The sequence below is a fragment of the Janthinobacterium sp. genome, from assembly GCF_009923995.1.
In the GTDB taxonomy this organism is placed as follows: Bacteria; Pseudomonadota; Gammaproteobacteria; order Burkholderiales; family Burkholderiaceae_D; genus Janthinobacterium.
The window spans coordinates 1-15,554 of sequence record NZ_RFSK01000058.1 but is presented as its reverse complement, the minus strand read 5'-3'; the positions used below and the strand labels follow the sequence as shown (position 1 = coordinate 15,554).

Sequence of the window (15,554 nt, the reverse complement as noted above, 5' to 3'; positions counted from 1 at the left end):
CGCGCCAGTTTTTATTTTCCCTGAAGAAACGAACCTTATCGCTGCATTATTAATGCAATGGTAATCCCCGGGTGCTTGCCATGGTATTGGCGACAGCGCCGCCGTTTACCCGTCCCATGCGCCTTGTTTATCGCGTACAGCAACAATAAATAATATTTAATTAATTATTCCGTGTGCTGCGGATTAACATTTCAAATTTCAATTAAACCAATGAAGTTGAATCAAAGTAAATTCTAAAACATAAAACAATTGCTTTTTATTATATTGTTTGACCAGCGTCACTGTCGCCGGGGCGATATCTCGTCCGTGCTTGATGTGGTATATTGTTTTTATGTTTTTGTTATGCTAGTTGAAAAAAATAGAGGAGCGACGATGCGGGTCAACACGCCTATCACGCAAAATGAATACGTATTAAATGAAGGCATGACGATTGTTTCCACCACGGATTTACAGGGAAACATCAATTACGCTAATCAGTATTTCATTGAAGTCAGCGGCTTTTCAGAAATGGAACTGCTGGGTGCACCACAGAATATCCTGCGCCATCCCGATATGCCTGCCGAAGCGTTTGCGGACCTGTGGGCGACGATCAAGAGCGGCATGCCGTGGACGGGCATGGTCAAGAACCGCTGCAAGAATGGCGATTTCTACTGGGTCTTCGCCAATATCACCCCCGTCATCGAAAACGGCCGCCCGATCGGCTATATGTCCGTGCGCACCAAGCCCACGCGCGAGCAGATCAACGAAGCGGCCGCCCTGTATAAAGGTTTCAAGGACGGCAATGCCGCCAACCTGGCCATCCGCAATGGCCGCGTCGTGCGCCAGGGCTGGGCCGCCAAGCTAGCCGAATGGCGCAAGCTGACCCTGTCGCAGGACCTGGCCCTGCATTGCATCGCCTTTGGCGTCGTGCTGGCCGTGCTCGGCTGCGCCGTGTGGAATATCGATGGCGACACGAGCACGGCCACGCGCAGCTGGCTCAGCGGCGCTGCGGCCGCCGCCGTGGCATTGATGCTGTATTTCTGGGCCCATTTGCACAATTCCCTCGTCGCGCCCCTGGGCGAGGCCATCACCGTGGCGCGCAAGATGGCGGGCGGCGACTTGACGGGCGTCATCGACAAGGTGCGCGACGATGACATGGGTCAATTGATGGCGGCCTTGCGCCAGACAAATATCAACTTACACAGCATCATCGGCGACGTGCGCGCCAACTTCGAGGATATCCGCATCACCACGGCGGAGATCGCTACGGGCAATATGGACCTGTCCGGCCGCACGGAATCGCAGGCGTCCAGCCTGGAGCAGACGGCCGCCAGCATGGAGCAGCTGACGTCCACCGTGCAAAACAGCGCCGATCACGTGGCCACGGCCAACGACCTGGCGGCGCAGGCCTCGACCATCGCCGCCAAGGGCGGCACCATCGTCAGCGAAGTGGTCACCACGATGGACGAGATCAGCACCTCGTCGCGCAAGATCCTCGACATCATCGGCCTCATCGACGGCATCGCCTTCCAGACGAATATCCTCGCCTTGAACGCGGCCGTGGAAGCGGCCCGGGCGGGCGAGCATGGCCGCGGCTTTGCCGTCGTGGCGGGCGAAGTGCGCAGCCTGGCGCAGCGCTCGGCGACGGCCGCGAAAGAGGTGAAAAACCTGATCGACCATTCGATTGCCACCGTGAACGCGGGCAGCGTGCTGACCAGCAATGCGGGTGCCACCATGACGGAAGTGATCGCCTCCGTGGCCAGGGTGACGGAAGTGATGGACGAGATTTCCTCCACCACGCGCGAGCAGAACCAGGGCATCGGCCAGGTCAACCAGGCCGTCATCCACATGGATGGCATCACGCAGCAGAATGCGGCGCTGGTGGAAGAAGCGGCCGCGGCCGCCGCCAACCTGGCGCAGCGCACCGACAGCGTGGCCCAGTCGATCGGCATCTTCAAGCTGAAGGCGTCGCCCAAGCGCAAGGCCACGGGCGTGGGCCGCAGCGTGGGCGCGGGCATGGCGACCAGGGCGCTGTTAAAGGCACGCTAATACACCCTGGAAAGACCGGGGTCAGTCACTGCGTGACGGGAATGCTGCCCATGGGGAGCATTCCCCCCCGGCCCTTGCCCTTGGGTTCAAGCCTATTTTTCAAGCCGGTACACTTCCCCGCTGCGCACCTTGCGCACCACCCCATCCCCGCCAAACAGAATGACATATTCGCCCTGCGCGCCCGAGGCCGCGGGGTAGGTGTACATCCACACTTCCGTGCCGCTGTCGAAGCGGATGGACGTGCTCTCGCCCAGCGCGGCGCGTACCTGTTCGCGCGTGCTGCTGCCCACCTGCACCACCTGTTCCAGGGTAGCGTAGGGCACATTCTTGCTCGCTTGCAAGGCGCGCGTGCCGGAGCACCCGGCCAGCAGCACCAGCACGATCAGCGACAGCCGCTTCATGGCGCCACCTCGTCCATATAGCTAAATTCCAGCAAGGTGTCGTCGGGCCAGCTCGTATCCCACAGGGGGGCGTAGTACGTGCGGTCGAGCAAGACCTGGCAATCGCAGTAGGGCAGCGAGGCGGGCGTCTGCTCGCCGCCCGCGTACAGCATGCGAAACGGCAGCGCCAGGCGGCGCTCGCCATGCACGAGGGTGACGCCGAACAGGGGGCGCTCCGTGAAGAACAGGTAGTTGCCGTCCGGCTCGGAACACACCTTGTCCGTGCTGTACAGCATGCTCGACAACCAGGCGATGATTTGCGGGTCGTTCGAGATCAGCCCCGAATCCATGCCGGCGCGGCATTCCAGGCGCAGGTCGCCCAGGCGCCGCGTGCCGGGCGGCAAGCCGGGCGTGATGACCTGTGCGCGCCAGCTCATGGTCGTGGCCTTGCGGTTGGCGATCAGCACGGCGTCCTCGCGCGCGGCCTGCGCGTTGCGCACGGGGGCAAAGCTGTTGTCTTCCGCCAGGGGCAGGGGGATGCTGATCGTGTCGCCGGCGATGCGCAGCTGTACGCCCGTCATGTCCACGCCGGGCTGGCGCGGCAGCAAACGGAAGCGCAGGGTCGCCTGGGGCGCCAGCGCATGGTCGCGCTCGAAGCGGTCCACGCCCTGCAGCATCTTGCGGTAGGATTTATCGACCGGGTCGCGCGTGGCATCCACTTTTACCTGCGGCACGGGCGCGGTTTGCGCCAGCGCAACTGGGGCGTGGAGCAGGCAAGCGAGCAGCAGTGAGAGATGAATGCGCATGCCTGAATGCTACGCCTTTTCGCGCCACAGCCACGCACGGATGGGGGACTCGGAGCCTATCCCAGCAGGGAGCGTCTTCTGCTGGCAGTCGATCAGGAGCGCGGACAAGGCGTGAGGAGGACGCGTGGCGAGCCGCGCAATGACGAACAACGCAGTCTCCGCTTCTGGGGGGCGCCGGCAGGGGACGTATTCATCTGCTGGGACAGGTTCTTAGTATTCGCTGTATTTGCGCGCATCGCCGCGCACCTGCTGCGCCGGATACTTCTGCGCATTGAGCGCCATCTTTTCCAGCACGGCCCCATGCAGGTCGACGCCGCTCTTGTCGGCCAGGCGCACCAGGTACATCAGCACGTCGGCCAGTTCGTGGCGGATGCCCGTGCGTTTCGCCTCGTCCAGTTCGCCATCGGCGCCCGTGGGCAGCCACTGGTAATGCTCCACCAGTTCCGCCACTTCCACGGACAGGGCCATGGCCAGGTTCTTCGGCGTGTGGAACTGGTCCCAGTCGCGCTCGTCGGCAAAGGCGCGCAGGCGCGCGCGGATGTCGAGCAAGCTGTCGGCGGGCGCGCTCATGCGGCCACCGGCAGCGGTTTTTCCATGAAGACACTGAACGGGTCATCGGGATAGTCGCCGTACGGCCCCCGCCGCTGATAGCCGTGGCGCGCGTACAGGGCGATGGCCTCGGGCTGGTGGATGCCCGTCTCCAGGGTCAGCAGGCGGCAGCCGCGCGCCAGCGCCTGTGCTTCCAGCAGGGCCAGCAAGCGTTTCGCCAGGCCCAGGCCGCGGCTGTCCGGGTGCACGTACATGCGCTTGACCTCGCCGAATGCGGGCGTGACGACGATGGCCCCGCAAGCCCGCGCCCGGCCATCGGCATCGCGGGCGACGGCGAACAGCAGGCTGTCCGGCGGCAGGGACGCCAGGTCCAGCGAGTAGACGCACTCGGCCGGATACAGGGTCTGTTGATATGCATCAAGCTCGGCGATCAGGGTCTGCACGTCGGCTTGCTGCGGCGATTCCAGGCGGATGGTCATGGGGAAGGATCGAATGGACGGAAGGTCCCCATGGTATCACTGCGGCGGCGCCAGGCGCAGCGTCAGGCCGATGGGCGACATGACAAAGCCCATCAGTTCCTGCGCCTCGCCGCCATCGGGCGTGTCGACGCCGGCGATGTCGAAGCTGCCCAGCAGCATGGCCATGGCGATCTTGATTTCCAACAAGGCCAGATAGCGGCCCGGGCACGTGCGCAAGCCGGCGCCGAAGGGCATGGCGGCGCGCTTGTTGTTTACCTCGCCGCCCTCGGCCAGCCAGCGCTCGGGCTGGAACGCCTGCGCCTCGGGAAAGTGCGCATCGGATACCGTGTCGTGGCGCATCACGCACCACACCAGGGTGCCGGCCGGCACGGCGATATCGCCGATGACCGTGTCGCGCAGGGCCTCGACGGGCAGGAAGGGCGCCACGGGTTTTAGACGCATGGCCTCGCTGGCGCAGGCGCCCAGGTAATCGAGGCTGTCCATCTGCTCGATGGTGAAGCGGGCCGCGTCGGGCGCCAGGCGCCGCACTTCCTCGCGCGCCCGCGCCAGGGTGTGCGGGTGGCGCTGCAGCAGGTAGATCATCCAGGACAGCGTGTTGGCCGTCGTGTCTTCGCCCGCCAGCAGCATGGTCAGCACATTGCCGGCGACGTTGCGGTCTGTCACGCCGCTGCCTTCCAGGTCGGCGGCGGCGATCATCGCTTCGAGCAGGTTGGGCGGGCGTTCGCGCCGCGCCGGGTCATGCGCCATGCGCGTGCGCGCCTGCTGCACCAGGTCGGCCACGGCGGCGGACAGGGCCGCCACGTCGCGGTCCAGGCGCCGGTCGATGGGCAGCTTGACATAGCGCCAGTAGGGGAACATGGACAGGCTGCGCCGCGCCACGGCGGGCAGGATGGCATCCATGTGGCGCTGGATCACGTCCTCGCCCGATTCGAGCGTATTGACTTCCGTGCCGAAGGCCAGGCCGGCGATGATGTCGACCGTGTAGCGTTTCAGGTCGCCGTCCAGGTCGATCGCCTGGCCTTGCGTGGCGGCAAGATGCCAGCGCCGCCGCAGGCGCTGCGCCACCGTCACCAGCGCGGGAAAATAGGCCTTGATGGCGCCGGGCGCCATGCCGGCCATGACCATGCGGCGCTGGTTGCGCCATTCCGTGCCCTCGGCCAGGAACAGGCCGGGGATACCGCCCATTTCCTCGGAGACGAGGGCGCTGCTCAGGGGGCGGCGGAAACCGTCTGGCCGGTCGCGCAGCACGGCGCCGACGGCCTCGCTGTCGGCCACCACCAGCACCAGGGTGCGGCCGAACCAGACGCGCAGGTAGGGACCGTAGCGCCGCACCCACTCTTCCACGTCGCGGTGGATGCGCGTGAGCTTGATCTGCAGGCTGTTGCCGACGATGGGCAGGGCGAACGGCCCCGGCAGGCGGCGGATCTGGCGCAAGGGCCGCGCGATGGCGGGCGCGGCGGCGTGGTCGAGTGGCGGCATGGACATCTCCTGTCGATACGGTAAAAGTATGAGGATTGCTTGCAATAATAACCATACTCTACGCGATGGCGGCCCGCTTGTATTGAACGTTTACGACAGCGTGGCGCAGCAAAAAATCCCGCTACAATGGCCGTCATGGCTTCCACACCGACTCCCGCACCCGTCACGCGCCTGATCGCGCCGCGCACCGCGCTCGCCTCCTGCGTGCGCGCCATCCTCGTGCGCGACACCACGCGCTGCCCGCTGCTGCCGCCGGCCCAGCGCCTGAACCGCTTTCCCGCCGCGCCCATGTGCAGCATCATCTGGACCATCGCGGGCGACGTGGAAGCGGCCGTGCCGGGCCTGGCGCTGACGGACGTGCGCATGCCGTCCGCCTTGTTCGGCGGCCCCCGCTCGTATCCGCTGGTCAGCTACAACCCCGGCCCCGTGCATAGCTTCATCGTGATGTTTTATCCGGCCGCCCTGCATGCCTTGACGGGCGTCCCGATGGATGCCTTGCTGGACCAGTTCCGTCCGTTCGATGCCGTGTTCGGCGCCGACTGGCAGGCCCTCTCCGGCGCCGTGCTGGCCGCGCCCGACGACGAGACGCGCATCGCGCTGGTGGAAGCGTTCCTCGCGCCGCGCTGGCAGCAGGCGCGCCAAGGCAGCGACGGGGCCGCCGGCGCCGTGCAGGACTGGGTGCGCCGCCTGGGCGTGCAGGCGGCATCGACGGGCCTGGCCAGCGGCGCGCGCAACGTCGAGCGCCGCATCAAGGCCTGGGCCGGCCAGCCCATGCGCACCCTGCGCCGCATGCGCCGCGCGGAACAGCTGTTCCTCGACGAGCGGGGCGCCATCCTGCAGGGCACGGCGTCCTGGTCCGACATCGCCGCCAGCGGCGGCTACGCCGACCAGGCCCATTTCTGCCGCGAGACGCGCGAAATCACGGGCTTGACTCCCACCGAGCTGGCGCGCGCCATGCGCGACGACGAAAGCTACTGGATCTACCGGGTCTGGAATTAAACTGGTTTTCTTATCCGGTGTAGACGACATCCTTGCGCAAGGTCACTTCATGGTGCGCCGCGCCCGGCGCCATCATGGGGAAGCAGTTTTCCGCGCCATGCACGCGCACGTCGAGGAAGTACGGCCCATCGGACGCCAGGCAGGCCGCCAGCGCCCCGTCGAGCTCATCGCGCCGGCTGACCGTGTGCGCCTGCCAGCCGAAGGCCCGCGCCAGGGCGACGAAGTCGGGCAGGGCTTCCGTATAGCTGTGGCTGTAGCGCCCGCCGTGGATGAGCTCTTGCCACTGGCGCACCATGCCCATGTAGCCATTGTTCGACAGCACGACTTTCACGGGCAGGCGGTGCTGCACGGCGGTGGCCAGTTCCTGGATATTCATCAGAATCGAGGCGTCGCCGCTGACGCACACGACGCATTTGTCCGGATGGGCGACCTGCGCGCCGATGGCGGCCGGCAAGCCATACCCCATGGTGCCGGCGCCGCCCGACGTCAGCCAGCGGCGCGGCTGCGCGAAGCGCAGATGCTGCGCCGCCCACATCTGGTGCTGGCCCACGTCGGTGGAGACGATGGCGTCGCCGCCATCCATGCCGTCCAGCGCCGCTTGCAGCCGCCGCATCAGCGCCTGCGGCGCGATCACGTCCGGCGTGTCGTCGAACGCCAGGCTGTCCTGCGCGCGCCAGCCGTCGATGCGCTGCCACCACGGCTGGCGGTCCGCCAGCAAGCGTCCGCGCAGCTGCGCCAGCAGGGCGGCCAGCACGGGGGCGCAATCGCCGCGCAGGGCCACGTCGGCGCGCACCACCTTGCCGATGGACGCCGGGTCGATGTCGACGTGGATGATTTTCGCGCCCGGGCAGAAGGCGTCCAGGCGGCCCGTGACCCGGTCGTCGAAGCGGGCGCCGACGCAGACGATGAGGTCCGCATGGTGCATGGCCAGGTTCGCTTCCAGGGTGCCGTGCATGCCCAGCATGCCGAGGAAGGCCGGGTGCGCGGCGGGAAAGGCACCCAGGCCCAGCAGGGTGAGGGTGCACGGCGCGGCGGCCAGCTTCACCAGTTGTGCGAAGGTGGCGCAGGCGGCGTCGCCAGAATTGATGAGTCCGCCGCCGCCATAGAATACGGGCCGGCGCGCGGAGGCGATCAGGCTGACGGCCAGTTCGATATCGGCGCCTGGCGGCAGCGGCAGCGGGGAGGGCGTGGCGGGGGCGGGCGCCGGGCTTTCCTGCGCCAGGGCCAGCTGCAAGTCCTTGGGAAAGTCGACCAGCACGGGGCCGGGCCTGCCCTGCGTGGCTTGCGCAAGGGCTGCGCGCACGACGGCCGCCGTTTCATCGGCCGAGCGGATTTGCCGGTTCCACTTGGTGACGGGGCGGGAAATGCCCAGCGCATCGCATTCCTGGAAGGCATGCGTGCCGATGCTGGCGGTGGCCACCTGGCCGCTGATGCAGAGCACGGGAATGGAATCGCACAGGGCGTCGAGCAAGCCCGTGGTGGTGTTGCTCATGCCGGGGCCGGACGTGACGAAGACGACGCCGGGGCGGCCCGTGCTGCGCGCGTAGCCCTCGGCCGCGTGCACGGCCGCCTGCTCGTGGCGCACGAGCACGTGGCGCAGACGGGGCTGGGCATGCAGCGCATCGTACAGGGGCAGCACGGCGCCGCCCGGATAGCCGAAGACGGTGTCGACGCCCAGCGCCAGCAGGGTGTCGATGAGGATGCTGGCGCCGTTGCGCGGCATGGGGGCATCGGATGGCGGGACGAGGAGGGCGGCGTGGTCTGGTTTCATGTGCCTATTTTCTGCCTGATGCGGCAGAAAAGGCTGCTGGTTTTCTCGTATAGAATGGAAACTTCAGCAAAATTTGCTGCAAAATGAGGAATGAACAGAATGAAGCTGGATAAATTCGACCTCGCCATCCTGACGGCCCTGCAGCAGGATGCCCGCATCAGCCTGCATGAACTGAGCGCCAGGGTAGGCCTGACGTCCTCGCCGTGCTGGGCGCGCATCAAGCGCATGGAGGATGACGGCGTCATCGAAGGCTACACGGTGAACGTCAACGCGGCCAAGGTGGGGCTGGCCGACACCGTCATCGTGCAAGTGACGCTGGACGACCATTCCGACGAGGCCCTGTTCGAGTTCGGCCACGCGCTGGCCATGATTCCCGAAGTGCTGGAAGCGTTTCTTGTGTCCGGCGACTACGATTACTACCTGCGCATCGCCGTGAGCGACACGCGCGACTACGAACGCCTGCTGCGCGAGCGTTTATATAAAATTCCCGGCATCCGCCACAGCAAATCGAGCTTTGTCTTGCGCCAGCTCAAGCAAAGTTATCTACCCTTGCAGCGATAAGTCTGCCTGCACGGCGGGAGTTTTTCCCTAGCCCATCGCCCGGTGACTGTCCGATACTGGACAGTAATAAAAACCACGATAACACTGGGGACCCGCATGAAACTGACTTTATTGGCCGCCGCCGCCATGGCGCTGTGCCAGGCGCACGCTGCCGACCTGGGCGCTGACGCCAGCCCGGCCGCAAATCTGGCCACCTCGGGCGACTTGCCCACCGTCATCATCACGGGCAGCATGCCGCTGCCCACCGTGGAGCAGCCGCGCGATGCCATCGCCGCGCCCGTGCAGACGGCCGGCGCGCAGCAGATCGCCCGCAGCGGCGCGCTCGACCTGTCCGCCTTCCTGCGCCGCAACCTGGGCAGCGTCGTCGTGAACGAGGTGCAGAACAACCCCTTCCAGCCCGACGTCAGCTACCGGGGCTACACGGCTTCGCCCCTGCTGGGCACGCCGCAAGGCCTGTCCGTGTATCTGGACGGCATGCGGCTGAACCAGCCGTTCGGCGACGTCGTCAGCTGGGACCTGATCCCGCGCATGGCCATCGAATCGCTGACCCTGATGCCTGGCTCGAATCCCCTGTTCGGCTTGAATACCCTGGGCGGCGCGCTGGCCCTGCAGACCAAGGATGGCCGCAGCAGCCCCGGCACGGCCATCGAGGCACGCCTGGGCGCCGACAGACGGCGCGGCGTGGAAGTCGAGCATGGCGGCAGCAATGCGCAGGGCTGGCACTGGTACGTGACGGGCAACCGCTTCAAGGAGGATGGCTGGCGCGACGATTCGCCGTCCGACGTGCGCCAGCTGTTCGGCAAGCTGGGCTGGAGCGATGCGCGCACCGATATCGCCGTCACCGTGGCCCACGCGGACAATGCGCTGACGGGCAATGGCTTGCAGGAGCAGCGCCTGCTGGCGCGCGACTACCGCAGCGTCTACACCAAGCCGGACTTGACGGAAAACAAGTCGACCCTGCTGAACGTGACGGGCAAGCACCAGGCCGGCGCCGCCTTGCTGTTGTCGGGCAACGTGTACTACCGCAAGATCGACACCCACACCTTGAACGGCGACTTGAACGATGAGTCGCTCGACCAGTCCGTCTACCAGCCCGGCGCGGCCGAGCGGGCGGCCCTGGCGGCGGCCGGCTACACGGGCTTTCCCGCCAGCGGGGCGAACGCATCGAATACGCCGTTTCCCAAATGGCGCTGCATCGCCAACGTGCTGCTGCACGACGAGCCGGCCGAGAAATGCAACGGCATGCTCAACCGCAGCCACACGGAGCAGGAAAACCATGGGTTCTCCGGCCAGCTCACGGCGCTGGCCGACGTGGCGGGCGCGCGCCATGCCGTCACGGCCGGTGCCGCCTTCGATGCCAGCCATGCCACCTTCCGCCAGACGAGCCAGTTCGGCTACCTGAACCCGGACCGCAGCATCACGCCCGTGGATTTCTTTGCCGACGGCACGGAAATCGACGATGACGGCACGCCCGTGGACAACCGCGTCGACTTGAGCGGGCGCATGCGCACGTGGAGCGTGTATGCGAGCGACAGCATGGCGTTGAATCAAGCATTGACGGTTACCGTTTCCGGCCGCTACAACCGCAGCACCGTGCGCAACCGCGACGCCATCACGCCCGGCGGCGGCAGCGGCTCGCTCGACGGCGACCACCGCTTCAGCCGCTTCAATCCCGCCATCGGCCTGGCCTATGCGTCGGCCGCGGGCATGAGCGCCTACCTGGGCTACAACGAAGGCAGCCGCACGCCGACGGCCATCGAACTGGGCTGCGCCGACCCGGAAAACCCGTGCCGCCTGCCCAATGCCATGGCGGGCGATCCGCCCTTGAAACAGGTCGTCACGAAGACGTGGGAAGCGGGCGTGCGCGGCCAGTTCGCCAGCGTGGCCCGCTGGAGCGCGGGCGTGTTCCGCGCGGAAAACCACGACGACATCCTGTTCGTCGCCGACAACCAGGCGGGGTTTGGCTATTTTAAAAATTTCGGCAAGACGCGGCACCAGGGCGTGGAACTGGCGGCGGATGGCAAGGCGGGCGCGCTGGACTTCGGCCTCAATTACACGTGGCTGCAGGCGACGTATCAAAGCCGCGAAACCGTCAACGGCAGCGCCAACAGCAGCAGCGACGCGCAGGCGCCCGGCCTGGAAGGCAATATCCTCATCACGCCCGGCAAGCGGATTCCCCTGACGCCCAGCCATATCTTCAAGGCGCACGTGGAGTACGAAGGCGGGCGCGACTGGACGGTCGGGCTGGCCATGACGGCCGTCTCCAGTGCCTACGCGCGCGGCAATGAAAACAATGCGCACGAGGCGGGCGGCCCGTCCTACCTGGGGCCGGGCAAGAGCGCCGGCTACGCCGTGGTGGAACTCAATGGCAGGTACCAGCTGACGCGACAGCTGAGCGTGTTTGCCCAGGTGAATAACCTGTTCGACCGGAAATACACGACGGCGGCCCAGCTGGGCGCGACGGGTTTCGATGCCAACGGTAATTTCGCCGCCCGGCCGCTGCCCGCCGTAAGCGGCGCCTATCCGATGGTCAACGCGACCTTTTATGCGCCCGGCGCGCCGCGCAGCGTGAACGTGGGCGTGCGCTATGCGTTTTAAGGCTGGACCTGCTCAATGATGCCGTTGCGCAGCGCCAGGTGGACGAGGGCGGCGGCGCCGGCCACGTCGAGCTTTTCACGGATGCACGTCTGGTGGTTGGCCACCGTCTTGCTGCTCACGTGCAGCAGGCGGGCGCAGTCGGCGGCGCTATGGCCTTCGGCCAGCAGGCGGAAGATCTCGAACTCGCGCTGGCTCAGGCTGCTCAAGCGCTGCGCTTCCATGCCGGCCGTGTCCTGCAGCATGCCGGGTGCGCTGTGCGGGTCCAGGTAGCGCCGGCCCGCGTGGGCGGCGCGCACGGCCGCGATCAGGTGTTCCGGATCGGCCTGCTTGCTGACGAAGCCGCAGGCGCCGCCCTCAAACGCGCGGGCGATCAGCTGGGGCGTGTCGTGCATGGTAAAGACGAGCACGCGGGCGCCGGCATCGCGGGCGATCAGCTTGCGCAGCAATTCCAGGCCGCCGATGCCGGGCATGGACAAGTCCGTCACGCACACGTCGGGCAGCTGTTCCTGGTGCAATCCGTATGCCGTTTCGCCGTTGCCCGCCTCGGCCACGACGGCGATGTCGCCGCCCTGCTCCAGCAGGCGGCGGTAGCCCGTGCGCACGACCGGGTGGTCGTCCACCAGCATCACGCGGATGGGCCGCATGGCCCCGTGCATGTGCGCCTGCATGGCCGCGTTCATGCCGCGCACCGTGGCGCGCCGGCCGCCAGCGGCATCGCCACTTCGATGCGCAAGCCCCGGCCCAGGGCGCTGATCCAGTGGATATGGCCGCGCAAGCCGGCCACGCGCTCGCGCATGCCCAGCATGCCGAAGCCTCCTTGCTGCGTCGCGCCCTGGCGCAAGCCGTGGCCGTTGTCCTCGATGGCCAGGTGCAGGCTGCCGTGCGCATCGGCGCGCAATTCCACCGTGGCGCGGTCGGCGCCCGCGTGGCGCGCCACGTTCGTCAAGCCTTCCTGCACCAGGCGGTAGATGGCGATGGCCGTGCCGTCGTCGAGCTCGGCGGGAATGGCCTGCGGCGCGAAATGGCAGGCGATGCCGTGCTGCTGCGCCCAGCTGTCGCACAGGGCCTGCAGGGCCGGCTCCAGGCCCAGGCTGTCGAGTACGGGCGGGCGCAGCCGGCGCAGCATGCTGCGCACCATGGCATGCAGCGCTTCCGAGGAGCGGGCGATGCTGGCGGCGCAGGCCTGCACGTTCGCCTGGTCGCCGTCGCGCGCGCGCAGGATGTAGCTGGCGGCGGCGCGGATGGCCGTGCAGTTTTGTCCCACTTCGTCGTGCAGTTCGCGCGCCAGCGCGCAGCGTTCGTCTTCCTGGGCGCGCAGCAGGCGCTGCGTCAGGGCGCGGTTTTGCGCCAGCAGGGCAGCCACCTGGCGGCCCCGCCAGACGGCGAAGCCGGCCAGCGCCAGGGCCAGCAGCAGCAGGCTCAGGGCCAGCTCGTCGAGCTGCCAGTGTTCCTGGTCCAGCAGCGCGCGCCCCAGCCGCTCTGACAGGTCCAGCCGGGCGGCGAGCAGGAAAAAGGCCGGCGCCAGCAGGCATGCCAGCAGCACGGCGCGTCCCGGCCGGGGGCGCGCAGGCGCCCTGGCGCCCAATTGATAGTGTTCCATGATGCAGCTCCCTGAGCACGGTCGATGCCGGTGTTGTGCAATCTTCATGCCACCGCCATGGGGTGGGCGCGGGCGCGCCGGGCGGGCAGCGTGCGCTGGCGCGAGTGTTCCAGGATGGAACAGGTGTACCGCGATGTGACGGTGCGGGACTGCGCCGGCGCCGGGCGCGGTTTTCGAGCTTATCCGAAGTCTGCCCGCCGTGCTGGCGCACACGTTGCGGAAACGGGAAACTGTTGTTCATATGTAACGTTGAGTTTGCTCAAATTTTCATAGCTGAAACGAAACAAAGTTTCGCAGAGTTAGATAAAAAATAAATAAATGATATTAAAAATATGTTATTTATTTTGTGCAATTTGCTATATTCGTTGACACTTTTGTGAAAAAGCTGAAAGCGGGCGCCAGACCTGCCGACCTCTCTATCCACAACAATCAAGGGAATAGAATGAACCGTCTATCGCATGCCGCGCGGGTATCCCCCGCCGCCGCCACTCCACCCGCTACCCGCGGCCGCGCCACCATATTTGCCGCCCTCGCCGCGCTTTCCCTGCTGGGGTCGGCGTCGGCCACGGCCGATGTCCTGAGCTTTGACAACTTGCGCCCCGATATCTATGAAAGCGGTCAGACCCTCAATACCTCGAGCTACAACCTGCTGTTCCTGGCCGACCCGACCACGGCGGCCGGCGGCGGCGTCAGCGGCGTGGGCGCCATCCTCGATGGCCGCGTGACGTCGTCGTGCGACATCGCCGCCTGCCCGCAGGGCGCCACCGGCAACTACCTGGCCATCCTCAACGATGGCGGCGTGAACTTTTCCCGTGCCGACCACCAGGCATTTACCCTGGCCGGCTTCGACTATTCCTTCATCGCCCCCATCACGGGCTTGCCGGACATGAACTGGGGCCAGCTGCAGCTGAGCGGCACCCTGAGCAATGGCCAGGTGATCAGCACCTCGCTGGCGTTTCCCGGCCAGGGCAGCGATGGCAATTACTATTTCCGCAGCGCTTCCCTGCTGAGCAGCTTCAGCAGCCAGGTCTTCACGGGCCTGACCTTCAATGCCTGCATCTTCAACGACACGGGCGTGTGCAGCAATTCCCTCGATTTCCCCGCCTTTAACCAGGGCCAGTTCGCGCTCGACAACATCAACATCAGCGCCGTGCCGGAACCGTCGACCTACATGCTGATGCTGGCCGGCCTGGGCGCCCTCGGCGCGCTGTCGCGCCGCCGCGCCGGCAAGGCCGCCGTCAACGCCACCGTGCAAGGAGCGTGAGATGAAACTACGTCCCGTCTCGCTCGCCATCCTGCTGCTGGCCGCCGGCCTGGCCCACACGGCCCAGGCGCAGGAGCGCCGTTCCTACATCGTGCAGCTGGTCGACAAGCCCGCCGCCACCTACACGGGCCAGGTCGACGGCCTGGCCGCCACCAAGCCCGCCCCAGGGGCGCGCATCAACGTGGGCGCCGCCGATGTGCAGGCTTACCTGAACTACCTCGACACCAAACAGGCCGCCGTGGCCGAAACCGTCAGCGCGGCGCAGATCACGCACCAGTACAGCGTCGTCTTCAACGGCTTTTCCGCCCTGCTGACGGACGATGAAGTGCGGGCCCTGAAGAAAAACAGCGGCGTGGCCAGCATCAGCGCCGATTCCATCCTGCAACTCGACACGAGCTACACGCCCAGCTTCCTGGGCCTGGACAAGCCGGGCGGCATCTGGGAGCAGCTGGGCGGCAAGGCGCACGCGGGCGAAGACATCATCATCGGCATCGTCGACAGCGGCATCTGGCCCGAGAACGCGGCCTTTGCCGACCGCCTCGACGAGAACGGCGTGCCCAGCCACAGCGGCAGCAACGTCGTGTACGGCGCGCCGCCGGCCAGCTGGCAGGGCACCTGCCAGACGGGCGAGGGTTTTTCCGCCGACAATTGCAACAATAAGCTGATCGGTGCGCGTTATTACCGCGCCGCCACGTCGGCCCTGCACTGGACGGAATTCCGTTCGCCGCGCGATTCCGTGGCGGGCCTGACGGGCCACGGCGGCCATGGCACGCACACGGCGTCTACGGCGGGCGGCAACAATGGCACGCCGGCCACGTCGAATGGCGTATCGCTGGGCAAGGCTTCCGGCATGGCGCCGCGCGCGCGCATCGCCGCCTACAAGGTCTGCTGGACGGCCGCCTCGACGGGCCGCAACGGCTGCGCCACGGCCGACAGCGTGGCCGCCATCGACCAGGCGGTGAAGGATGGCGTCAACGTCATCAACTTCTCCATCGGCCCGAATGCGGGCGGCGGCGCCTTCAGCCCAAGCGGCGTCGAGT

14 protein-coding genes are annotated in these 15,554 nt (G+C 66.5%); 6 read left to right on the top strand and 8 right to left on the bottom strand.

Going from position 1 to position 15,554, the window contains the following annotated elements; all coding sequences use genetic code 11:
• Positions 1-423 precede the first annotated feature (423 nt).
• On the top strand, positions 424-2,028 hold the full coding sequence (locus EBS11_RS22640; RefSeq protein ID WP_365955994.1) for a methyl-accepting chemotaxis protein: 1,605 nt from the start codon (positions 424-426) through the stop codon (positions 2,026-2,028).
• A gap of 92 nt (positions 2,029-2,120) precedes the next feature.
• Here EBS11_RS22640 and bamE read toward each other — a convergent pair whose 3' ends face one another.
• From bamE to EBS11_RS22615, 5 genes are all read right to left on the bottom strand, one after another.
• Positions 2,121-2,429 (bottom strand): outer membrane protein assembly factor BamE, encoded by a 309-nt coding sequence (gene bamE / locus EBS11_RS22635; RefSeq protein WP_290606661.1) that lies wholly within the window; start codon positions 2,427-2,429, stop codon positions 2,121-2,123.
• On the bottom strand, positions 2,426-3,214 hold the full coding sequence (locus EBS11_RS22630) for a hypothetical protein (RefSeq protein ID WP_290606659.1): 789 nt from the start codon (positions 3,212-3,214) through the stop codon (positions 2,426-2,428). Before EBS11_RS22630 ends, bamE begins: the two co-directional genes overlap by 4 nt.
• Before the next feature lie 210 nt (positions 3,215-3,424).
• Positions 3,425-3,784 carry a nucleotide pyrophosphohydrolase gene (locus EBS11_RS22625; protein ID WP_290606657.1) on the bottom strand — a complete coding sequence of 120 codons (360 nt, stop codon included), beginning with the start codon at positions 3,782-3,784 and terminating at the stop codon, positions 3,425-3,427.
• The gene (locus EBS11_RS22620; protein WP_290606655.1) at positions 3,781-4,242 is read right to left on the bottom strand and encodes a GNAT family N-acetyltransferase; all 462 of its coding nucleotides are present in this window, start codon (positions 4,240-4,242) and stop codon (positions 3,781-3,783) included. Before EBS11_RS22620 ends, EBS11_RS22625 begins: the two co-directional genes overlap by 4 nt.
• A 36-nt stretch (positions 4,243-4,278) precedes the next feature.
• A complete protein-coding gene (locus tag EBS11_RS22615; RefSeq protein WP_290606653.1) occupies positions 4,279-5,721 on the bottom strand; it encodes a cytochrome P450 in 1,443 nt (480 codons plus the stop codon).
• Between the two features lie 135 nt (positions 5,722-5,856).
• Between EBS11_RS22615 and EBS11_RS22610 the strand changes: the two genes are divergently transcribed.
• Positions 5,857-6,720, top strand: coding sequence for an AraC family transcriptional regulator (locus EBS11_RS22610; RefSeq protein ID WP_290606651.1), 864 nt, complete (start codon positions 5,857-5,859; stop codon positions 6,718-6,720).
• Positions 6,721-6,730: 10 nt separating this feature from the next.
• Here the strand turns inward: EBS11_RS22610 and ilvB are convergent, their stop codons facing one another.
• Complete coding sequence (ilvB, locus tag EBS11_RS22605; protein WP_290606649.1) at positions 6,731-8,491, bottom strand: biosynthetic-type acetolactate synthase large subunit; 1,761 nt, start codon at positions 8,489-8,491, stop codon at positions 6,731-6,733.
• 99 nt (positions 8,492-8,590) lie between these two features.
• On the opposite strand from ilvB, the gene EBS11_RS22600 reads away from it, so the two are divergent.
• Together EBS11_RS22600 and EBS11_RS22595 are read left to right on the top strand one after the other, a co-directional pair.
• Complete coding sequence (locus tag EBS11_RS22600) at positions 8,591-9,052, top strand: Lrp/AsnC family transcriptional regulator (protein WP_290606647.1); 462 nt, start codon at positions 8,591-8,593, stop codon at positions 9,050-9,052.
• A 96-nt stretch (positions 9,053-9,148) separates the two neighbouring features.
• Positions 9,149-11,650, top strand: coding sequence for a TonB-dependent receptor (locus EBS11_RS22595; RefSeq protein ID WP_290606645.1), 2,502 nt, complete (start codon positions 9,149-9,151; stop codon positions 11,648-11,650).
• On the opposite strand, the gene EBS11_RS22590 is transcribed toward EBS11_RS22595, so the two are convergent.
• Positions 11,647-12,330: a response regulator transcription factor gene (locus tag EBS11_RS22590; protein WP_290606643.1), complete on the bottom strand. Its 684-nt coding sequence runs from the start codon at positions 12,328-12,330 to the stop codon at positions 11,647-11,649. The two genes, EBS11_RS22595 and EBS11_RS22590, sit on opposite strands and share 4 nt — an antisense overlap.
• On the bottom strand, positions 12,327-13,250 hold the full coding sequence (locus tag EBS11_RS22585) for a histidine kinase (RefSeq protein ID WP_290606641.1): 924 nt from the start codon (positions 13,248-13,250) through the stop codon (positions 12,327-12,329). Before EBS11_RS22585 ends, EBS11_RS22590 begins: the two co-directional genes overlap by 4 nt.
• Before the next feature lie 442 nt (positions 13,251-13,692).
• On the opposite strand from EBS11_RS22585, the gene EBS11_RS22580 reads away from it, so the two are divergent.
• Positions 13,693-14,514 carry an NF038120 family PEP-CTERM protein gene (locus EBS11_RS22580; protein WP_290606639.1) on the top strand — a complete coding sequence of 274 codons (822 nt, stop codon included), beginning with the start codon at positions 13,693-13,695 and terminating at the stop codon, positions 14,512-14,514.
• 1 nt (position 14,515) lies between these two features.
• A partial coding sequence (locus tag EBS11_RS22575; protein ID WP_290606637.1) for a S8 family serine peptidase occupies positions 14,516-15,554 on the top strand: 1,039 nt, incomplete at its 3' end.